Here is an 18,824-nt window from a genome sequence, read left to right as displayed (position 1 = left end):
CATCGTTGTTGCAGGGGCGCGGGTTTTCAAGCCGGCCCGATGGTTTTCGGAATCAACAAGGTTAGGTGGGCAGAGACCCCATGTGCTGCGACCGCGATCGTCGCCGCGGAGTTACCGCTTGCCGTGCAAGCCGAGGAAATCGATACCGAACACATCTTCTTCGGGTTCATGATCGGATCGGATGTCGACACCGTCGGCGAGCGCGAATTCCAAAGCGAGACCACGGGTCGCTTCGCCAGGGGCCGGTTCCTGCGCTGTTTCACGGGGCTGTGAAACTGCGGATTGCCTGATTGCGTACTTTGCAGTGTTATCTGCCAATGGGCATGTTTGAGGATAGCACATGAACCTGATCGATTTGATCGTCACCGTATGTGTCGTGACGTCGCCCGCCACCTGCGAGGAGAAGCACCTGGTCTTCGACTGGCAGGGATCGCCGCAGCAATGTGCGATGGCCGCGCCACCCTATATCGCGCAATGGATCGGCGAGCATCCGAAATGGACAGCGGTGAGGTGGCGTTGCGAATATCCGCACGCTCATGACCATGCCGGCGCGGGCGGCAACATGTCGCCCGGCTAGTCTAGGGCGTTTCGAGCGAAGTGGGCACCGGTTCGCGCGAAGAAAATGCGTCAAGACTACAATCTAGAGCTTCGGTTCTGATTCGATCAGAATCGAAGGCTCTTACTTGTTGCAGTCCTTCAGGTCCTTGTCGGAGACCGAGAACACGGCGTCGGCCTTGATCTCGATGTCGCGGACGAAGCACTGCCTCGATCCGGCGTAGCTGACCTTGGCATCGTAGCGGCCGGGCTCGACGCCGGTGATGCGCAGCCTCTCGTCGTGGTCGACCTCCTTGTCCTTGTCGTTCAGCGTCTGGTTGGGACCCCACTCGTTCTTGCCGGCCGGCGACAGTTCGAAGCCCGAAATCGTCGCGCTGGTCAGGTTCCACAGGCGGATGCCCTTGCCCTTGCTTTGCGCGAGCGCCAGGCTCGGCACGGCGAGCAACGAGACAGCAACCACGATCAACGCACGCGACATCGAGAAACCTCCGTGGATTTTCCTCAAGGATGAACGCGCCTCACATATTTGCAAGGTCCAGCTGCGAGAGGCGCGTCTTGATTTCGGTGATCTCCTGCTCGCTTCGTGTCGCCCGCGGCGTCGCAATCGTTTCGACGTGAACGATCCGGGCCGGCCGCGCCGACAGGAAGAACAGGCGGTCGCCGAGGCGGACCGCATCGTCGAGATCATGGGTGACCAGGAGCGTCATCATCTTTCGACTGGCGACCAGCGTGGCGATCTGGTCCCGCAGCCGGCCGGCAAGCGCGCTGTCGAGCGAAGCCAGCGGCTCGTCGAGGATCAGGAAATCGGGGTCGATGGCAAAGGCCCTCGCCAGCGCGACGCGGCGGGCGAGGCCGAGCGACAGTTCACCGGGGAAATGGCTGCGGTGCGCGGTCAACTCCAGCACATCGAACAGCGTCGCAAGCCCGCTGTCGTCGACATGTGGCGCGGCGAGCCGCACATTCTCCTCGACCGAGCGCCAGGGCAACAGCCGCGGCTCCTGAAATACCATGCCGAGCCGAACGTCGGCGGAGCGCGCGACCTTGCCCTGGTAGTTGCGGTCGAGGCCGGCAAGAATCCTGAGCAAGGTGCTCTTGCCGCAGCCCGAGGGGCCGAACACCACGCCGACTTCGCCGGCATTCAGCGTGAAGGTGATGCTACCGAGCACGTCGTGGCGCTTGCCGGCGGCGTTCTCGAAGCTCTTGCCCGTGATATTGACGTCAAGCTGCACGGAGCCGCCACCGCGATAGCCTAGTTTCAAACGGCTGTACCAGCAGGGTTTCGATGACCAGCACGACCGCCGCAAAGCTCAGCGAGTAGGCGAGCAGCAGCGGGATGTCGAAGAGCTGGAAGGCGACGCCGATCTCGAAGCCGACGCCGTTCGGCCGGCCCAGCAGCTCGGCGACCAGCACGATCTTCCAGACCAGTGAGAGCCCGGACCGCGCAGCGGCCGCGATGTAGGGCGCAAGCTGCGGCAGGATCACGTGCCGGTACAGGCGGCCACGCGGAAACGCAAACGCCGTCGCCATCTCGTCCAGCGCCGGGTCGAGCGCGCGCGCCCCCTCGCGCAGCGTCACGACGGCGGTCGGTAGCTTGTTGATGGCGATCGCCGCGATGGCCGCAACCTCGGTGAGCCCGGCCCAGATATAGGCCAGCACGATGACGACGAGCGCCGGCAGGTTGAGCAGCAGAATCAGCCAGGGATCGCCGAGCCGGTTGACCAGCCGGACCCGGCCCATCGCGTAGCCGATCGCCGAGCCGAGCGCCATGGCCAGTGTGAATGCCAGCGCAACGCGCGCCAGCGTCGCGCCCAGATTGAGAAACAACGCCCCGGTCCTGGCCTCGGCGATCATCGCCGACAGCACCACCGGCGGCGCCGGCAATTTCGCCTCGCCGACCAGGAGCGAGGCAATCCACCAGGTCGTAATGAACAGCGCGAATGACAGGAGACGCAGCACCTCAGTCTCCGGGATTTGCTTGATAGAAGGTACCAGGGTCGAGTTCGGTCGCGTTCCCGACGAGTTCGCGGCCGCCGATCTGCGCCAGCACGCGGTAGAGCACGCGCGCATCGGCCTCTTCGTCGGCGACCGATCGGCGCGGAATGCCTTCGCGATAGCGGTCGCGATAGGCGTGCAGGGTGGCGGCATCGGGTGCGCCGGTGAGCGGCGCAATCGCATCCCATTCGGCGTCCGATGTCGCGAGGATCTCCTTTGCCGCGCGCGTCATGGCGATGAAGCGGGCGACCAGGTCGCGGTTGGCGTTGGCCCAGGCTTCGTCGAAGACGTAACCGATCATCGCAATCCGTCCCTTGGTGCCGAGCTTCTTGAGGACGTCTTCCATGCCGGCGAGGCGGCGAAAGCCCTTGGCCTCGAGCGCGGCACAGAAATTCCAGTAGTTGAGGACAGCGTCCATCTCGCCGCCGAGCGTCTTGGCCGCGAGCAGCGGTGGGGCGCCGTAGACGATGGTCGATTGCGACTTCAGGTCGATACCCTCCTGCTTCAACGCCGCCTGCAGCAGCAGCCAGTTCTTGTCGATCGCCCCGCCGGCGACGGCGAGCTTGCGGCCCCTGAGATCGGCGAGCGTCTTGATCGGGGACGACGCCGGGACCATCACGGCGCCGAGCGCGCTCGAATAGGGATAGAACTGCAGCTTGGCGCCGAGCGATCGCTCGCGCGACACCCAGGGCCAGTCGGACACCATCACGTCGGCCGTGCCGGCACGCAGCGCGATCTTGCCGGCCTCGGGACTTGCGAGTTCGACGATGTCGATCGACAGGTTGGCCTTCTTGTCGAGACCGTGGGAGCGGATGACCGCCAGTTCCCAGGCCAGCGTCCCGGTCTTCTGCGCTGCAACGCGGATTGTCTCCGCGTCGCAGGAGGTGCCGACCTGCATGACGGCCAGAATGGCCGCGGCCAGCAGCATGCGAACAGAACTCTTCATTGCCTCGTGAGCCACTTCCCCGAATGTTTTCTTTTCTGTCGTCGACTCATAGCATAGCCTGCGGCAGGAGAAGAGGAAGCAGGACCATGGCACGAGCTGGCATGCTAGGACCGATTGTCGCCGTCTCGGCCATGCTCGCCGCGACGGGCATGAGCGCGCGGGCCGATGAGGTCAACGACTATCCGACCTCGGCGCGGGCCGAATATGTGTTCGGCTGCATGAAGGCCAATGGCGAGACCCGGCAGACGCTCGAGCAGTGTTCCTGCTCGGTGGACGTCGTTGCGTCGCTCATACCCTATGACCGCTATGTCACGGCCGAGACCGTATTGAGCATGTCGCAGGTGCGCGGCAATCTGGGAACGCAGTTCCGCTCGTCCGAGCAGGCGACGAACGCGCTCAACGATCTGCGGCGCGCGCAGGCGGAAGCCGAAGTCAGGTGCTTCTAACAGCCCCTCATGGTGAGGAGCGCGGAACGCGCGTCTCTGGACGATGCTGCGCATCGCCAGGCGAACCAGGAGGCCTTGTTCTTGGCCTACATCGAGACGTCCGCGTCTCGCGGGCCCTCAGGATGAGGGTATGGCATGTGATGCAGTGAACTTTGCGTCCGTGCCCGCTACGGGCGTCAGGTCCCGGAAGCGTCGGCATTCCATTCGTGCTGGAAGACATGCCCGTCGGTGTCCTTGGCCTCGGCGCGGAAGTGCTTCGCCCCGTTCGACACATAGGTGAGGCGGATATTGGGGTCCTCGGAGATCGAGATTCCTCCCTCCATCGCCAGCACCGGGCTGTCGTCCTGCCAAAGGTGCAGTTCGTTGATGAAGAAGGCCGGGATGTAGAGGTGCGTGATCTGATCCATCTGAAGACCGGAATTGTTGGGATGGCCGATCATGATCTGGGCTTCGCGGATATTGCTCGCCGGTCCCTGTTCCGGCCTTGCGAATTGCCGGTAGCGCATCTGGCCGAGCCGATTCTTCGCTTCTTCGGCGTTCTTGACCGCCGGCGCCGAGCAGCCGCCGGACGCCTTCACATAGGTCTTGGTCACGTAGAGCTTGCCGTCGCTGAGCTCGGCGACCGCGTGCACATTGGTATAGTTGTTGACGCGGACCCGGGTGGAGATCTCGGTGACGTTGGCGTCCGGAGCCAGCGTGAACTTCGCTGCCATCGGTGCGGGGTTCTGGTCGATCACGAGCGTGATCGTCTTGATGCGGCGGTTGTCGCCGGGCGACAGCTTGGTGCGCAGCCTCACCGGGACGATCGCGGCGTCTTCCGCCCGCGCCGGCATCTCGATGCCGATGACGTCGCTGCCATCGTTCATCGGACGGTTGTTGAAGATGTCCTGGACGAGCCCCGGCCAGGGATCGTAGGAATCCGTGCTTGCCGCGGGCGCGACGGGTACAGCCAGCGCGACCGACACAAGGCTGGCGAGGCAGAGCAGGCGGATGCGATGTCGAAGCATGTTCGCTGATCCAATGTGGCCGCGTCACTATAGGGCACCGCGACGGCTATTCCCATTCCATTTCCGAAAATGCTGCAGTTGCGTTGCGCGCATTGTAATCGTCGAACAGCTGCCAGCGGGTTCGTTCGGACGCTGCGGCATGTTCGGCCGCCTCCGTGATCGGCTTGCCGCTCGCGATCAGCGCGCGAACGTCCACGGCCAGCGTGCCGAGATAACGCCGTTCGTCCGCGAGCGCCGCAGGCCATTTGCTCACGGCTCCGTGACCGGGAACCACGCGCTGCGCGGGGATGGCGGCAAGGTCGTCGAGCGCACGCAGCCAGCCCTTCAGGCTGCCGTCGACCACGGGAATATGGGTCAGGAACACCAGATCGCCGGCGAACAGGGTTCTGGTCCGCTCATCAAGCACCGTAAGGTCGTTGTCACTGTGCGCGGCCGGCCATGCCTTGAGGGTGAGGATCCGGCCGCCGAGGTCGAGCTTGAGCGTGTCATTGACCAGCACGGTCGGTGGAATGATGCGGACCTCGTCGATCAGCGCGTCGCCCATCGTCCGGCGGAAGCCGTCGAGATAGAATTGCCCGCGCGTGGCCAGCGCGTTCGGCAGGTTCTTGTGGCCGACGAACCTCGTGCCCTCCTTCACGAAGGCGGCGTTACCGAAGCTGTGGTCCGGGTGGGCGTGTGTGTTGATGACATAGCGGATCGGCTTGTCGGTATGGCTACGGACCGCGGCCAGCAACTGGCGCCCCTCGCGGACACTGCCGCCGGTGTCAATCACGGCGACGGCGCTGTCGCCGACGACAAACCCGACATTGGCGATGGCACCTTCGTTCTCATGCGTCATCAGCGCGACGACCCCGACATGCACGAATATTCCCGGGGCGACTTCGCTTACAGGCAATTCCGGTTCCTGCGCGCGCGCTATGGTCGACGCGCCGAGCATCAGGAACAGCGCCATCACTGAAACGCCATGTGCCATGTTCCCGCCTTAGTTTCGCCGGAGCGCGCGGTCGATCGCTTGAGCTCCCGGTTTGCATTGCAGCAAGCAACGCGGCGCCGTCGCGAAGATTATTCCTGTTGCATGCCACGGTGCGCGGGGCAATCTATGGATGGCGACCCATCCGATCGAGAGGAGACCATGTGATGAGAATTGTCGGATGTCGTCCCGTATTGTTCGCGCTTGCCGGCGTTATCGCCTGCCTCGTCGGACGGGACATGGCGCGCGCCCAGGTCAACGAGCAGGGCGAACTCTCCATCGAACTCGTCGATCCCAAGGTCCTGCGCATCTGCGCCGATCCGCGCAACCTGCCGTTCTCGAACGACAAGGGCGAGGGGTTCGAGAACAAGATCGGCGAGCTGTTCGCGGAGAAGCTGCAGAAGAAGCTCGACTACATGTATTTTCCGCAGGCGACAGGCTTCGTGCGGGTGACGCTCGGATCGCATCGTTGCGATGTGATCATGGGATTCCCGCAGGGCGACGACCTCGCGCAGGGAACCAATCCCTATTACCGCACGGCTTACGCCCTGGTCACCAAGCCGGGCGGCGGGCTCGATGACGTCGCAACGCTGGAAGATGAGCGGCTGAAGGGCAAGCATATCGGCATCATTGCGGGTACGCCGCCCGCGACCAATATGGCCATCGCCGGTCTGATGGGGAATGCGAAGCCTTACCCGCTGATGATCGACACGCGCTTTGATTCATCTGTGCAGGACATGATGAACGATCTCGCCAAAGGTGAGATAGACGCCGGCATCCTGTGGGGGCCGATGGCAGGCTTCTATGCCAAGAAGACCAACCCGCCGCTGCATGTCACGCCGCTGGTCAAGGAGACCACGGGACCGAAGCTCGTCTATCGCATCGGGATGGGGGTACGGGCGGCCGACCAGAACTGGAAGCGGCAGCTCAATCGCCTGATCAAGGAGAACCAGCCGGCGATCAACAAGATCCTGCTCGACTACGGCGTGCCGCTCCTCGACGAAAATGACCAACTCATCGGCCCGGAGACCGTGAACAAGGCGCCATGATCGGATTGTCTGCAGCCGTCCTTGCCGCGATGCTCGTCGCGGCGGCGCCTGCTTTCGCGCAGGACATCCCGGCGCCTGCTGAACCCGCGGGCTATCGCACTGAGGATTACCGCGCGCCGGTGCCTGCGCGGCTGGCAGGGGCACGCGTGCTCACCACGGAGGAAGCGGAGGCCGTCTGGCGCGAGAAGTCCGGCGCCTTCATCGACGTGCTGCCGCGCGCGCCAAAGCCGGCCAACCTGCCTGCCGGCACGGTATGGCGTGACAAGCCGCGCCTCGATATCCCCGGCAGCATCTGGCTGCCCGATACCGGCTACGGCATGCTTGCCGCATCGACGGAGGATTATCTGAAGCGCGGGCTGGTCCATGCCTCCGGCGGCAACACCGCGACGTTGCTCGTGATCTACTGCCAGGAGAATTGCTGGATGTCCTGGAACGCCGCCAAGCGCGTGCTGTCCTACGGCTATCGCAACGTCGCGTGGTATCCGGATGGAACCGACGGTTGGGAGCGAGCCCTCCTGCCGCTTGCACCCGCTGAGCCCGAACCGCGGAGCGGCGAAGAGAAATGACCCCTGCGGTTCGCGCGTCCGTCCGTGAGGGGCTACGGTTTCTGTTTCTCGAGCTTGTCGATCGTCTTGGTGCCGTTGTTCTCGGTGGTTGAGAAGGAGACCTTGTCGCCGGCGTGGAAGGGTTCGAGTGTCTGTCCCTTTGGCACCTTGTATTCCTGGGCCGCGCCGGCGGCCGCGCCGACCGTGCCGGACTGCGTCTGCTGGATGGTGATAGTTCCGGCCAATCGGTCAATCTTGGTGATCATTCCCGACATGGATTGCTGGGCCAAAGCCGCTGACATGACCAGGCTTGCGGCCGCAAGGCTGGTCAGGGCGATCTTAGCTGCTCTCATCGATGTCTCCCAATTTCAGAGATAGTTGCAGACAACGGAGAGGTGGACGGGTTGGTTCCGCACTTTGTCGTGGACGTTTGCTCAGGATATCCGAGGTGTCTCGCCGCAGGCGTCAGTCCAGTTCCTGCTGGATCGCGCGGCTGAGCGCAAAAAGGCGCTGATCGATGGTGGTCGGCACCTCGCAGACATATTTCACCACGTGCCGGCGATCTTCGAAGATCCGCGTCTCCCAGGTCAGCTGATTGCCGAGCTCACCGACCTTGGCCTCGTCCGGCGGCGTGGCGTCCTGCAGCGCCTGCAGCGCAAGCGTATCGGTGCGGATCTTCTCCGCCGCCTGGCGCTGCTTGCGCATGACGCGCTCCAGTCCGTTCATGACGGATGCGCGCTGCGCATTGAGCGTATCGAACAGGCCGGCAAACAGCAGCTTTCCGGCATTGGCTTTGTCTACCGCCGAAGCCGACAGGAAACTGGTGATCTCCTTCTCCGCCTCATCGAGCGGGACACGGCGCGCCGAAAGCTTCGCCACCAGTGCGCTGACTTTCGGATCGTCCTTCCATTTGCTTTCCGCGTCATCGAGCGGCGGCCCGGCCCAGACGGCGGCGACCGAGATTTCAGGCACCTTGGCCTGGGCGCACGGCCAGTCCGGATAGCGCGGGTCCACGGCCAGCGCCGCCTGGTTCCACAACGTGACGGTGAACAGCGCGCCGAGCGCGATCCGCCAGATTGTGATCCGCCATATTTCGATGTGCCATCTCATGCCTCGCCTCCGCCAGGCCCGCGGCGCACCAGGCCGCGCGATGGATCGTATGCAACGATGGCGCCGATCATGAAGACCACGGTGCAGCCTCCAACCACTGCGAGCGAGATCCAGTTCATCTTGCCGTACAATGCAAACCGTATCAGCTCCACCGCATGGGTGAAGGGATTGCACTGGCAAACGTAATACAGCATCGGGCTGCCTTCCTGCACGCGCCAGAGCGGGTAGAGGGCCGATGATGCAAAGAACATCGGGAAGATCACAAAGTTCATCACACCGGCGAAATTCTCGAGCTGCTTGATGACGGACGAGATCAGCATGCCCAGCGCGCCGAGCATCAGACCGGACAGCACCAGCGCCGGAAGCTCCGTGAAATAGCCGATCGTCGGCGGCGCGATGTCCCAGAACCACGCGATCAGCAGGAACGTGTAGACCTGGAGCAGGGAAACGGCCGTGCCGGCCAGCAGCTTGCAGAACAAGAGGTAGCCGCGCGGCAGTGGGCTCACGAGCAGTGTCCGCATGTTGCCCATCTCGCGGTCATAGACCATCGACAGCGAGGATTGCATGCCGTTGAAGAGCTGTATCATCGCCATCAGGCCGGGCGCGATATAGACCTCGTAGAGGATGTAGGTCTCGTAGGGCGGGATGATCGAGATGCCGAGCACCTGGCGGAAGCCGGCGGCGAAGATGAACAGCCACACCAGCGGCCGGACCAGCGCCGAGACGAAGCGCTCGCGCTGATGCAGGAAGCGCAGCGCCTCGCGCCACACGATGCCGTTGAGGCAGACGATGTACTCCGACAGCGAGAAGCCGCTTCGCGCGGGTGTAACCGTCGTACTGCTCATGATGGCGGCCTCCCGGTAAGCGTCTGCGTGCCGGTCAGGCGCATGAACGCGGTGTTGACGTCCTGGGCCCCGGCATCGGCGATCACGCGCGACACCTGGCCGTGCGCCAGCATCTTGCCCTGATGCAGCACGACCAGATCGTCGCTCGGCATGATCTCGTCGAACAGATGCGTCGCCCACAGCACGCCGATGCCCTGCTCGGTGACGAGCTGCCGGACATGATCCAGAATGTCGGCGCGCGCCTTGACGTCGAGCCCGACGGTCGCCTCGTCGAGCAGCAGCAGCCGTGGCCGGTGCAGCAGCGCGCGGGCGATCTCGAGCCGCCGCATCTGGCCACCGGAGAGGTTGCGCACCTTGCTGCCGGCGCGATCGGCGAGACCGATGCGGCCCAGCACCTCGGCGCTGCGCAGGCGCGCCTCGCGCCGCGAAATGCCGTGGAGCGCGGCGTGATAGAGCAGGTTCTGCGTCAGCGAGAGGTCGAGGTCGAGCGTTCGCGGCTGGAACACCACGCCCAGCAGCCGCAGCGCTTCGCCAGGCGCCCGGCTGATGTCGTGGCCAAAGATGCTGATCCGGCCACTCTGGATGCCGAACAGTCGCGTCACCAGCGAGAACAGCGTGCTCTTTCCCGCCCCGTTGAGCCCGAGCAGGGCCGTGAAGCTGGCCGGCGCCACGGTGAAGTTGACGTCGATCAGGGCGCGGCGCGAACCATAGCTGTGGCTGATATTGTCGATCGACAGCGCGGGTTGCACCGCTGCGCCGGGTCCGGGAGCCGGGTCCGGCAAAGGCTGACTTGCGATGTGCGCGTCCGTTGCTGTCATGGCTTCCCGATCGTCACTCCCCAGGGCAACTCGCCGACCTGGATGGTCTTGATCACCTTCTGCGAGGCGACATCGATCACCGAGACGTCGTTCGAGACGCCGTTAGTGACCATCAGGTACTTTTCGTCCGGGGTGAAGTCCATGTGCCAAACCCGCTGGCCGACCAGCAGATATTTGAGCACCTTGTGCGTGGTGGCGTCGACCACCGCGACGCGGTTGGCCGGGCCGAGCGCGACAAACGCGGTCTTGCCGTCCTTGGTCATGCCGATGCCGACAGGCTGGATCGCCTCGCTGCGCAGGCCAGGAATGGCGAAGGTGATCTTGCCGGTCACCTCGTGCTTGGCGGGATCGATGATCGACACCGTGCCGCCGATCTCGGAGGAGACCCACAGTTCGGAACCGTCCTGCTTGAAGACGGCGAAGCGCGGTCGCGAGTCGACCAGCACGTTGGCCACCACCTGGCGCGTCGTCGTGTCGATGAAATGCGCCATGCTGGTGGTTTCGGACGTGTTGATCAGGATCTTGCCGTCGGGACTGACGGCCATGCCTTCGGGTTCGACGCCGACCTGGATGTCGCCGAGCCGGGCACGTTTCTCGAGATCGATCACCGTGACCGTGTTGTCGTTCTCGTTGGCGACATACATGATCTTGCCGGAGGCATCCTGGGTGAACAGTTCGGGGTCGGGACCGGAGGGAAGGGTGTCGACGATCTGCCGGGTCTTGGTATCGATCACCTGGATCGTGTCGTCGTCTCCCACCGCGACCCACACGAACTTGCCGTCGTGCGAGAACTCGATGCCGCGCGGCCGCTGGCCGACCTTGATCGTGTTGGTGACGGTCCAGTTGTCGGTGTCGATCACCGTGACCGTGTTGCCCTTCTCGTTGGAGACGTAGGCGACGAATGCGGACGCCGGTGCGGCGGCGACGAGCCAGGCGAGCATCCCGGTGAACAGACAGCGGCGCCACATGCGTTAAATCTCCTTCACTGCAGCTTGCACTTCGTCTCCGGCCGGTCAACACCGAGCGTGTCGAGTTCGGAGAACTGGTGCAGGAAACCCTCCTGCGGCGACACCGAGACGACCATGCGTCCGTCGGCCAGCAGGATCGGCTGCCGGAGCTGCAGATTCCAGTCCCGTAGGGTCAGCCGCGTGCCCTTGAAGGCAGCGACCGAGAAGTTCGGCCCCTTCAGGAAGGCGATGACCTTCTTCGGGTCACCGGAATTGGTGCGGGCCGTTGCCTCTCCGATCATGCGGGCCGCGGTCCAGGCCTGCATGTCGAGCGCAGTCATGTGCCGCATGTTCAACTTCATGAAGCGGTTTTGAATCTGGACGGCGCCCCATTGGTCATGTGCGGCGTCCCAGCTGGTCGGCACCAGGCCGGCCGAACCGGCCACGGGCCGCGGGTCCCAGGTCCTATAGGGCAGATAGCCGGCGAACACTTCGCTCTCGTCGGCCGCGACGAGGACATCATAGGCCGGTGCCTGCTGCGTGAACACCGGCATCTGGCGCTGGATCAGCGTCACGCCGCTGTCCGTGCGGCGCGCGCCGCCGGTGTCCTCGAAGGTCCGCTCCTGGACGATCTTGGCGCCGAAGCGCGTGGCGGCGCGGCGCAGCGCGTCGGCGTAGAGCTTGTCCGGCTCATGCGAGCCGACCACCAGCAGCCAGCGCTTCCACTGCTTCCACACCAGATATTGGCCAAGCGCATCCGCGAGCATCGAGCGCGTCGGCGCGACATGGACGACGTTGGCGCGGCAGTCCTGCTCGCGCAGCCGATCGTCGGTTGCACCCGCATTCAAGAGCAGCGTGCCGCGATCGCGCAGGGCGTCAGCGACCTTGAGCAGCGCATCGGCAGGCAGGTCGGTGATGATATAATCGTCGCGTCCGGCGAGATCGGTTGCCGCCTTGGCGATGTCGTCACCGTCCTTGACGCGCACCACATCGAGGGCGAAGTGCTGGTTGAGGAATTTGCCTGTCGTATTGTTGTCGTCGATCGCAAGCTGCGCGCCGGCGATGCCGTTATTGTCGGCGGGTTGCTCGGCCAGCGACAGCGTTTCCTTGACGCCGGCATGGCCGAGATAGCCGATATGGATCTCGACCGGATCCGCCGCCAGCGCCTGGCTTGTCGCCAGGCCGAGCGCGAGCGCGGCGATCAGCCATCGGAACATAATTCCTCCCGTCACGTCTTCTCGTTGTCGGAGCATGAAGACCGGCTTGCACTCTTCCGGATCATGCCTTGGCTTGCAAGATGACCGAATTGTCCTAGCTTGCAACCCCGCCTTTTGGCGTTGCGAGATTACAAATTTGGCTGGTTCACAATCGTGAGATCGACGTTCATTGTCATCGTTGCAACGCTGGTGATGTCGGCGGCACATGCCGAACCGCCCAAGCTCGCGGTGTTCGATTTCGAAATGATCGATACCAGTCTGCAGGGCGAAGTGAGCGGGCCGCGGGCCGATGAGCAGGCCCGGCTCGGCCGGGTCGGCGATCAGGTGCGCAAGGAGCTGGCCGAGTCCGGCAAGTTCCGGGTTGTCGATATTGCACCGGTTAATGCTGCGGCGCACGGCCGCCATCTCCAGGCCTGCGGCGGATGCGAAGTGACATTGGCTGACAAACTCGGCGCCGATCTCGCGATCACCGGCGTGGTACAGAAGGTCTCAAATCTCATCCTCAACATCAATCTCTATCTGCGCGACGTCCATAGCGGGAAGCTGCTTGCGGCTGCCAGCGTCGACATGCGCGGCAACACCGACGAGTCCTGGCAGCGCGCCACCGACTATCTCGTGCGCAACCGCCTGCTCGCGCCGAATTACGGCGCGCCGCAGTCGCGCTAGAGTTTAGCGAAAGTTCAAGCCTTCAGTCGGGCCGCATGCCAGCGCAGGTGATCCGCCATGAACGTTGAAATGAAGTAGTAGCTGTGGTCGTAGCCCGGCTGGCGCCGCAGGGTGAGGGGAATGTTGGCCTTCTCGCATGCAGTCTTCAGCAGTTCGGGGCGCAGCTGCTCGGTGAGGAACTGGTCGGCATCGCCATAGTCGACGAGCAGGTCGGAGAAGCGGGCGCCGTCCTCGATCAGCGCGACGGCGTCGTGCTTCCGCCACGCAGCCTTGTTGCTGCCGAGATAGCCACCGAGCGCCTTGTTGCCCCATGGCACCTGCGAGGGCGCCACGATCGGCGCAAACGCGCTCGCCGCGCGATAGCGCTCGGGGTGGCGCAGCGCCACGGTCAATGCCCCGTGACCGCCCATGGAGTGGCCGAGGATCGATTGCCGTGGCGTATCGACAGGGAATTGCTCGGCGATCAGCTTCGGCAACTCCTCGGTGACATAGCTCCACATGCGATAATTGCGGGCAAACGGCGCTTCCGTTGCATCGACATAGAAGCCCGCCCCAAGCCCGAAATCATATGAATTGGCGGGATCGCCGGGCACGCCTTCGCCGCGCGGGCTGGTGTCGGGCGCGACGAAGATCAGGCCGAGCTCGGCGCATGCCTGCCGGAACTCGCCCTTCTCCGTGACGTTGGCGTGGGTGCAGGTTAGTCCCGACAGATAGGTGACGACCGGCAGCTTGGCGCCTGCCGAATGGGCTGGGACGAAGACCGAGAAGGTCATGTCGGTCTTGGTCTCGCGGCTCGGATGCCGATACACGCCCTGGACGCCGCCATGGGATTTGTTCTGGGAAACCATCTGCATTGTCATGTTCCTTGACGGCGGAGCGTAACGTCAGGCGACGCCGCTTTCGATCGCCAATCGCACCAGCTCCGCCGAGGTGCGCACGCCGAGCTTTTGGCGCATGATCGATGACGTGTTGGCGACCGTCTTGTACGAGGAATGAACCAGCCAGGCGATCTCCGACAGGCTCTTGCCCGAGGAGAGCAGGCGCAGGATTTCCATCTCGCGCGATGTCAGCTTCGACAGCGGGTTCTGCGCGAAGGCCGGCCGCGCGAAGGCGACGCTGCGCGCGATCGCGGGCGGCAGATAGACGCCGCCATTGCCGACCTCGCGCACGGCTTCCAGGAGATCATTGGGATCGCCGGTCTTGGAGACGTAGCCCTTGGCGCCGATATCGATGGCGCGGGCGGCAAACACCGGATCATCGTTCATGCTGAACATGATGATGCGGGCTCCCGCCTCGCGCGCCAGGATGCGGCGCGCCAGCTCGAAACCCGAGACCGTCGGCAGGTTGATGTCGATCACGCAGATATCCGGCTTTTCGGCGACAAAGGCACGCTCGCCGCTCTCGGCGTCCGGCGCTTCCAGCAGCACGACATCGGGATCGTCGGCGAACACGGTGCGGCAACCCGACGCGACGATGGGATGGTCATCAACGATCAGAATGCGCATGGTGTTTCCCGTCGGCCCGCTTCGATCCGTTCATCATCGCATCAGCTTGCACGACGTGCAGGCGAACACCGGTTCCAATCCGGTTGTACACCTCGTGCGGGATTGCAGTAGGGTGGGATTAGATAGCCGGGCAAGTTTGGCTGTCAACGATCCTCTGGGAGGAGGACTTCGCGGTCAGGGGCAACGCAATGTGGCGAAAACTATCCTTGCGCGCACGGATCAACCTGCTGCTGGCGCTGATCCTGTTGATCGGACTGGGCGTCAATATTGCGCGGCTCGTGCTGGAAGCGGGACCTCGGGTGCAGGCCGAGGACCAGAGCACGATCCGGCTGGCGCGCGAGTTCGTCGAGACGATCGTTGCGGGCCTCAAGGGGGCGCCGGATCCCGATGCGCGGCTCGATCAGATCGTCCAGGACCTGAGCCGGCTGCGCCATGTCAGCATCACGCGGCAGGATGACGCGACGGCCAAAGCGTCCGAGCCCGCGGAGCAAACCGGCAATCCGCGCGCTCCGCCGGCATGGTTCGTCGCCCTGGTCCATCCCGAGCAGACCTCGGTGCGGGTGCCGATTTCGATTCACGGCGAGCCGCAATCGCTGCTCATCACCTCGCACCCCGACGACGAAATGGCCGAGATCTGGGACGGCATTGTCACCCAGGTCGAGGTCGGCTCTGCAATCGCGGTCGCGCTCTTTCTGGTGACCATGCTGGTTGTCGGCCGCGCACTTGCGCCGCTGGAAGGGTTATCGAAAGCCATGACCAGCATCGAGGCAGGGTTCTACGACGTGCGCGTCGAGCCGGGGGGATCGCCCGAACTGGCCGCGATCTGTTCCAAACTGAACCATCTGGCGGCGACATTGGGCGAGGCCGTGGACGGCAAGCGGCAGCTCGCCGAGCGCGCGGTGTCGTTGCAGGATTCCGAGCGCAAGGAGATCGCACGCGAGCTGCACGACGAGTTCGGGCCCTATCTGTTTGCGCTGCGCGCGCACGCCGGCGCCCTGATGCGCATGGCGGAGGTCGACAAGCCGGATCCGGCGGCGCTGCGCAAGCACGGCAATGCCATCCTCGAACAGGTCAATGCGCTTCAGCAATTCACGCGTCGTATCCTCGAACGGTTGCGGCCCGCCGGTCTCGCCGAACTCGGGCTTCGCGAGGCTCTCGGTGCATTGGTGCGGTTGTGGAGCGAGACGCATCCCGAGGTGGAGATCGAGAGCAGCGTTTCGAGCGCGCTCGGCGACACCGGCGAGACGGCCGATCTGACGATCTATCGCATCGTGCAGGAGGCGCTCACCAATGTTTTCCGGCACGCCGGCGCGACCGCGGTCAGCATCACGATCGAACCGGCGGAGCGGCAGACCGGCGTGCGCGACAGCCGGGGATGCGCGCTGGTGAGGGTGAGCGACAACGGCCGCGGTCTCCGACCGGACTACAGGCTTGGGCGAGGTCTGACCGGCATGCGCGAACGGATCCTCGCATTGGGCGGGACGCTCAACGTCAACTCCGGCGATGATGGCGTGACGGTCGAGGCTCTCGTTCCCAAAGCCGTGCAGGCTTGAAGGCCGTACCAGCTTGGGAGCTATCGCTCGCCTTCTCTTCGGGAATTATTCCCGAATCTTTCGGGAACAGATTTCGGTGGCGTGGCGTGCAACCTGCTCACTAGTATCGCGGCACGAACCGGCGGGGACAAGCAAGGCCGGCCGTCGATGGGTGGGAAGATGGGCGGCGTGCGATTTGTGATGGTCGCATCAATCGCGACTGGCATTGTCGTTGGCAAAGACGCTGCCTTTGCTCAAGGCGGGTCCGAGCACGTTCAAACGCTGCCGCCCGTTGAGGTCACGGCGCCGAGCGAGGGCGTCAAGCGCAGTCGCTCGCGGGAGGGCCCGCGCATCGTTCGTCCCCGGCCGAGAGTTGTGATACCGACCGCGCCTGCAGCCACAGCGTCGTCCGCCTCCGAAATCGATGCCGACAAGGTTTCTGCCAGCGTCAACGTCGTCGACAGCAAGCAGATCGAACGGACCGGCTCGCCCAATGTCACGGACGCGCTGTTGCATAACGTGCCGTCCGTCAACATCAACGAGGTCTCCGGCAATCCATTCCAGCCGAACCTGGAGTTCCGCGGTTTCGTCGCCTCGCCGTTGTCGGGCACGCCGCAAGGACTCGCGGTCTACCAGAACGGGGTTCGCATCAACGAAGCCTTCGGCGACACCGTCAACTGGGATTTGATCCCGACCGCGGCGATCAGGTCAGCCACCATTGTGACCAACAATCCGGCCTTCGGCCTGAATGCGCTGGGCGGCGCGGTCGACCTCCAGATGAAGGATGGCTTCAGCTATCACGGCACCGAGCTCAACGTGATGGGCGGCTCGTTCGGCCGCATCCAGGGCTCCGCGCAGTGGGGCAAGCAGATCGACAACAACTATGCCGTCTACGGCGCCCTCGAGGGCGTGCACGACGACGGCTTCCGCAACTTCTCGCAGTCCGACGTCCGGCGCTTCTACGGCGACGTCGCCTACAGGAACGACGTCAACGAATTCCATCTCAGCATGGGCGTTGCCGACAACAAGTTCGGCGCCACAGTCACCGTGCCGGCCGAATTGCTGCAGCAATATTGGGGCGCGACCTACACGACGCCGCAAACCACAGCGAATCGCGTCGGCTACCTGAACCTCACCGGCAAGGTCGAGGCCGCCCCGACCTGGACGATCGAGGGCGCCGCACATCTGCGCTTCTTCGGCCAGAAGACCGTGGACGGAAATCCGACCGGCGTGCAGCCCTGCGACGATCCGACACTGCTGTGCTTCGGCGACGGTGCAACGCCGGCGAACGACGTGAACGGCGTCCAGCTCAGCAATCCGTTCCCGTCAAGCGCATTCCTTGGCGAGATCGATCGAACGTCGACACGGTCGACCACCGCCGGCTTCTCGTTGCAGGCGACCAACGACGACAAGCTATTCGGGCACGACAACCGCTTCACCATCGGCGGCAGCTACGACACCAGCGTCACCTGGTTCAACGCCAGCGCCGAGCTCGCCACCATCGGCACGGATTATGTCCTGTCAGGCAGCGGCATCTATCTCGGGCAATCCGGCAATCCCACGGTCGGTGAGATCGGCCCGGTGTCGCTGCGAACCACCAACCAGTACACCGGCATCTACGCGCTCGACACCTTCGACGTCACCAACAGGTTCTCGATCACCGGCGGCGGCCGGTTCAACGCGGCCCATATCTCGCTCGAGGACCAGCTCGGCACCGCGCTGAACGGCACCCACGAATATGACCGCTTCAATCCCATCATCGGCGGCACCTTCAAGATCACGCCGGAGCTGACGGCCTATGCCGGCTATTCGGAGGCCAATCGCGCCCCGACGCCGCTGGAGCTGGGCTGTGCCGATCCGAGCAATCCCTGCACCATTGCGGCCTTCCTGGTGTCGGACCCGGACCTCAAGCAGGTGGTGTCGCACACGGTCGAAGCGGGGTTGCGTGGCACCAAGGACCTCAACATCGGCACGCTGAGCTGGAAGCTCGGAGGCTTCCGCGCCAAGAACACTGACGATATCCTCGCCATTCCGAGCCCGCTTCTACCGGGCCACGGCTACTACCAGAATGTCGGTTCGACGCACCGGCAGGGCATCGAGGCCGAGGTCAACCTGAAATCGTCGGCATTCCAGGTCTATGCGAGCTACTCCTTCGTCGATGCCCGCTTCCTGGATTCGCTGCAGGTCGGCTCGAACAGCCCGTTTGCGGATGCCAACGGCAACGTCCAGATCTTGCCGGGCAACCAGATTCCGGCCGTGCCCCGCCATCGCGTCAAGGCTGGCTTCGATTACGCCGTGACCGATGCGTTCAAGATCGGTGGCGACGCTCTCTGGGTCAGCAGCCAGTTCTTCGTCGGCGACGAATCCAACCAGGCGCCGAAGCTGCCCTCCTATGCTGTCTTCAACGTGCACGCCTCGTACCAGATCAACAAGACCTTTCAGATCTATGGCCGCGTCGACAACATCTTCGACAAGCGGTACGCGACCTACGGCACCTTCTTCCAGACCGACGTGCTGCCGAACTTCGCCAATGGCGGCGCGCCGTTTACGGATCCGACCTCGCTGAGCCCGGCGCGGCCGCGCGCGTTCTATGCCGGCTTGAAGGCGACGTTCTAGCTAGAGCGTTTTCGGTTCTGATTGAATCAGAACCGAATCTCCGGATTTCCTGTCTTGA

Annotated in this window: 21 protein-coding genes and 1 pseudogene; 8 read left to right on the top strand and 14 right to left on the bottom strand. The window is 64.0% G+C overall.

From position 1 onward, the window contains the following. Positions 1-39 precede the first annotated feature (39 nt). Together MTX19_RS28770 and MTX19_RS28765 are read left to right on the top strand one after the other, a co-directional pair. Positions 40-243 (top strand): annotated as a pseudogene (locus tag MTX19_RS28770) (hypothetical protein); the annotation flags it as partial. Positions 244-340: 97 nt separating this feature from the next. Continuing rightward, on the top strand, positions 341-577 hold the full coding sequence (locus MTX19_RS28765; RefSeq protein ID WP_280980397.1) for a hypothetical protein: 237 nt from the start codon (positions 341-343) through the stop codon (positions 575-577). Between the two features lie 102 nt (positions 578-679). On the opposite strand, the gene MTX19_RS28760 is transcribed toward MTX19_RS28765, so the two are convergent. Genes MTX19_RS28760 through MTX19_RS28745 form a run of 4 tightly spaced genes read right to left on the bottom strand, consistent with a single transcriptional unit; the run spans position 680 to position 3,493 of the window. Then, complete coding sequence (locus tag MTX19_RS28760; protein WP_280972959.1) at positions 680-1,033, bottom strand: hypothetical protein; 354 nt, start codon at positions 1,031-1,033, stop codon at positions 680-682. 40 nt (positions 1,034-1,073) lie between these two features. Further along, entirely contained in the window at positions 1,074-1,784 is a 711-nt protein-coding gene (locus MTX19_RS28755) for an ATP-binding cassette domain-containing protein (RefSeq protein WP_280980396.1), read from the bottom strand. Further along, positions 1,774-2,511: an ABC transporter permease subunit gene (locus tag MTX19_RS28750; protein WP_280980395.1), complete on the bottom strand. Its 738-nt coding sequence runs from the start codon at positions 2,509-2,511 to the stop codon at positions 1,774-1,776. The genes MTX19_RS28755 and MTX19_RS28750 overlap by 11 nt, the downstream gene beginning before the upstream one ends. Before the next feature lies 1 nt (position 2,512). Beyond that, positions 2,513-3,493, bottom strand: a complete 981-nt coding sequence (locus MTX19_RS28745; RefSeq protein ID WP_280980394.1) for an ABC transporter substrate-binding protein — start codon at positions 3,491-3,493, stop codon at positions 2,513-2,515. A 101-nt stretch (positions 3,494-3,594) separates the two neighbouring features. On the opposite strand from MTX19_RS28745, the gene MTX19_RS28740 reads away from it, so the two are divergent. Next, positions 3,595-3,939, top strand: coding sequence for a hypothetical protein (locus tag MTX19_RS28740; protein WP_280980393.1), 345 nt, complete (start codon positions 3,595-3,597; stop codon positions 3,937-3,939). A gap of 176 nt (positions 3,940-4,115) precedes the next feature. Here the strand turns inward: MTX19_RS28740 and MTX19_RS28735 are convergent, their stop codons facing one another. Beyond that, positions 4,116-4,946: a quinoprotein dehydrogenase-associated SoxYZ-like carrier gene (locus tag MTX19_RS28735; protein WP_280980392.1), complete on the bottom strand. Its 831-nt coding sequence runs from the start codon at positions 4,944-4,946 to the stop codon at positions 4,116-4,118. Between the two features lie 46 nt (positions 4,947-4,992). After that, positions 4,993-5,898 carry a quinoprotein relay system zinc metallohydrolase 2 gene (locus tag MTX19_RS28730; RefSeq protein WP_280985583.1) on the bottom strand — a complete coding sequence of 302 codons (906 nt, stop codon included), beginning with the start codon at positions 5,896-5,898 and terminating at the stop codon, positions 4,993-4,995. A gap of 185 nt (positions 5,899-6,083) precedes the next feature. On the opposite strand from MTX19_RS28730, the gene MTX19_RS28725 reads away from it, so the two are divergent. Both MTX19_RS28725 and MTX19_RS28720 read left to right on the top strand, forming a co-directional pair. Then, positions 6,084-6,965, top strand: a complete 882-nt coding sequence (locus MTX19_RS28725; RefSeq protein ID WP_280980391.1) for a substrate-binding domain-containing protein — start codon at positions 6,084-6,086, stop codon at positions 6,963-6,965. Continuing rightward, entirely contained in the window at positions 6,962-7,531 is a 570-nt protein-coding gene (locus tag MTX19_RS28720) for a PQQ-dependent catabolism-associated CXXCW motif protein (protein WP_280980390.1), read from the top strand. The genes MTX19_RS28725 and MTX19_RS28720 overlap by 4 nt, the downstream gene beginning before the upstream one ends. A gap of 32 nt (positions 7,532-7,563) precedes the next feature. Here MTX19_RS28720 and MTX19_RS28715 read toward each other — a convergent pair whose 3' ends face one another. The 6 genes from MTX19_RS28715 to MTX19_RS28690 all read right to left on the bottom strand — a co-directional run bounded on the left by MTX19_RS28715 (position 7,564) and on the right by MTX19_RS28690 (position 12,447). After that, positions 7,564-7,863 (bottom strand): copper-binding protein, encoded by a 300-nt coding sequence (locus MTX19_RS28715; protein ID WP_280980389.1) that lies wholly within the window; start codon positions 7,861-7,863, stop codon positions 7,564-7,566. A gap of 112 nt (positions 7,864-7,975) precedes the next feature. Next, entirely contained in the window at positions 7,976-8,620 is a 645-nt protein-coding gene (locus MTX19_RS28710) for a hypothetical protein (protein WP_280980388.1), read from the bottom strand. Beyond that, positions 8,617-9,465, bottom strand: a complete 849-nt coding sequence (locus MTX19_RS28705; protein ID WP_280980387.1) for an ABC transporter permease — start codon at positions 9,463-9,465, stop codon at positions 8,617-8,619. Before MTX19_RS28705 ends, MTX19_RS28710 begins: the two co-directional genes overlap by 4 nt. Beyond that, positions 9,462-10,283 (bottom strand): ABC transporter ATP-binding protein, encoded by an 822-nt coding sequence (locus MTX19_RS28700; protein ID WP_280972949.1) that lies wholly within the window; start codon positions 10,281-10,283, stop codon positions 9,462-9,464. The genes MTX19_RS28705 and MTX19_RS28700 overlap by 4 nt, the downstream gene beginning before the upstream one ends. Further along, on the bottom strand, positions 10,280-11,251 hold the full coding sequence (locus tag MTX19_RS28695) for a YVTN family beta-propeller repeat protein (protein WP_280980386.1): 972 nt from the start codon (positions 11,249-11,251) through the stop codon (positions 10,280-10,282). The genes MTX19_RS28700 and MTX19_RS28695 overlap by 4 nt, the downstream gene beginning before the upstream one ends. A gap of 14 nt (positions 11,252-11,265) precedes the next feature. Continuing rightward, positions 11,266-12,447 (bottom strand): ABC transporter substrate-binding protein, encoded by a 1,182-nt coding sequence (locus MTX19_RS28690; protein WP_280984904.1) that lies wholly within the window; start codon positions 12,445-12,447, stop codon positions 11,266-11,268. Between the two features lie 186 nt (positions 12,448-12,633). Here MTX19_RS28690 and MTX19_RS28685 point away from each other — a divergent pair, with 186 nt between their 5' ends. After that, positions 12,634-13,113, top strand: coding sequence for a DUF3280 domain-containing protein (locus tag MTX19_RS28685; protein ID WP_280984903.1), 480 nt, complete (start codon positions 12,634-12,636; stop codon positions 13,111-13,113). Between the two features lie 14 nt (positions 13,114-13,127). Here MTX19_RS28685 and fghA read toward each other — a convergent pair whose 3' ends face one another. Together fghA and MTX19_RS28675 are read right to left on the bottom strand one after the other, a co-directional pair. Further along, positions 13,128-13,973 carry an S-formylglutathione hydrolase gene (fghA, locus tag MTX19_RS28680; RefSeq protein WP_280980385.1) on the bottom strand — a complete coding sequence of 282 codons (846 nt, stop codon included), beginning with the start codon at positions 13,971-13,973 and terminating at the stop codon, positions 13,128-13,130. 24 nt (positions 13,974-13,997) lie between these two features. Then, the gene (locus MTX19_RS28675; RefSeq protein WP_280980384.1) at positions 13,998-14,618 is read right to left on the bottom strand and encodes a response regulator transcription factor; all 621 of its coding nucleotides are present in this window, start codon (positions 14,616-14,618) and stop codon (positions 13,998-14,000) included. A gap of 188 nt (positions 14,619-14,806) precedes the next feature. On the opposite strand from MTX19_RS28675, the gene MTX19_RS28670 reads away from it, so the two are divergent. After that, complete coding sequence (locus tag MTX19_RS28670) at positions 14,807-16,171, top strand: histidine kinase (protein WP_280980383.1); 1,365 nt, start codon at positions 14,807-14,809, stop codon at positions 16,169-16,171. 147 nt (positions 16,172-16,318) lie between these two features. Then, positions 16,319-18,766 carry a TonB-dependent receptor gene (locus MTX19_RS28665; RefSeq protein WP_280980382.1) on the top strand — a complete coding sequence of 816 codons (2,448 nt, stop codon included), beginning with the start codon at positions 16,319-16,321 and terminating at the stop codon, positions 18,764-18,766. Positions 18,767-18,824 lie beyond the last annotated feature (58 nt).

The sequence above is a fragment of the Bradyrhizobium sp. ISRA464 genome, assembly GCF_029910095.1.
In the GTDB taxonomy this organism is placed as follows: domain Bacteria; phylum Pseudomonadota; class Alphaproteobacteria; order Rhizobiales; family Xanthobacteraceae; genus Bradyrhizobium.
The sequence above is the reverse complement of the archived record's forward strand: the minus strand, read 5'-3'. Positions and strand labels throughout refer to the sequence as shown.

Coding starts and splice junctions, on each gene's coding strand:
- MTX19_RS28740 (WP_280980393.1), top strand. CDS start 3,595: ATGCTAGGACCGATTGTCGCCGTCTCGGCCATGCTCGCCGCGACGGGC.
- MTX19_RS28710 (WP_280980388.1), bottom strand. CDS start 8,620: ATGAGATGGCACATCGAAATATGGCGGATCACAATCTGGCGGATCGCG.
- MTX19_RS28745 (WP_280980394.1), bottom strand. CDS start 3,493: ATGAAGAGTTCTGTTCGCATGCTGCTGGCCGCGGCCATTCTGGCCGTC.
- MTX19_RS28665 (WP_280980382.1), top strand. CDS start 16,319: ATGGGTGGGAAGATGGGCGGCGTGCGATTTGTGATGGTCGCATCAATC.
- MTX19_RS28700 (WP_280972949.1), bottom strand. CDS start 10,283: ATGACAGCAACGGACGCGCACATCGCAAGTCAGCCTTTGCCGGACCCG.
- MTX19_RS28725 (WP_280980391.1), top strand. CDS start 6,084: ATGAGAATTGTCGGATGTCGTCCCGTATTGTTCGCGCTTGCCGGCGTT.
- MTX19_RS28735 (WP_280980392.1), bottom strand. CDS start 4,946: ATGCTTCGACATCGCATCCGCCTGCTCTGCCTCGCCAGCCTTGTGTCG.
- MTX19_RS28715 (WP_280980389.1), bottom strand. CDS start 7,863: ATGAGAGCAGCTAAGATCGCCCTGACCAGCCTTGCGGCCGCAAGCCTG.
- MTX19_RS28675 (WP_280980384.1), bottom strand. CDS start 14,618: ATGCGCATTCTGATCGTTGATGACCATCCCATCGTCGCGTCGGGTTGC.
- MTX19_RS28730 (WP_280985583.1), bottom strand. CDS start 5,898: ATGGCGCTGTTCCTGATGCTCGGCGCGTCGACCATAGCGCGCGCGCAG.
- MTX19_RS28670 (WP_280980383.1), top strand. CDS start 14,807: ATGTGGCGAAAACTATCCTTGCGCGCACGGATCAACCTGCTGCTGGCG.
- MTX19_RS28705 (WP_280980387.1), bottom strand. CDS start 9,465: ATGAGCAGTACGACGGTTACACCCGCGCGAAGCGGCTTCTCGCTGTCG.
- MTX19_RS28695 (WP_280980386.1), bottom strand. CDS start 11,251: ATGTGGCGCCGCTGTCTGTTCACCGGGATGCTCGCCTGGCTCGTCGCC.
- MTX19_RS28760 (WP_280972959.1), bottom strand. CDS start 1,033: ATGTCGCGTGCGTTGATCGTGGTTGCTGTCTCGTTGCTCGCCGTGCCG.
- MTX19_RS28720 (WP_280980390.1), top strand. CDS start 6,962: ATGATCGGATTGTCTGCAGCCGTCCTTGCCGCGATGCTCGTCGCGGCG.
- MTX19_RS28690 (WP_280984904.1), bottom strand. CDS start 12,447: ATGTTCCGATGGCTGATCGCCGCGCTCGCGCTCGGCCTGGCGACAAGC.
- MTX19_RS28765 (WP_280980397.1), top strand. CDS start 341: ATGAACCTGATCGATTTGATCGTCACCGTATGTGTCGTGACGTCGCCC.
- fghA (WP_280980385.1), bottom strand. CDS start 13,973: ATGACAATGCAGATGGTTTCCCAGAACAAATCCCATGGCGGCGTCCAG.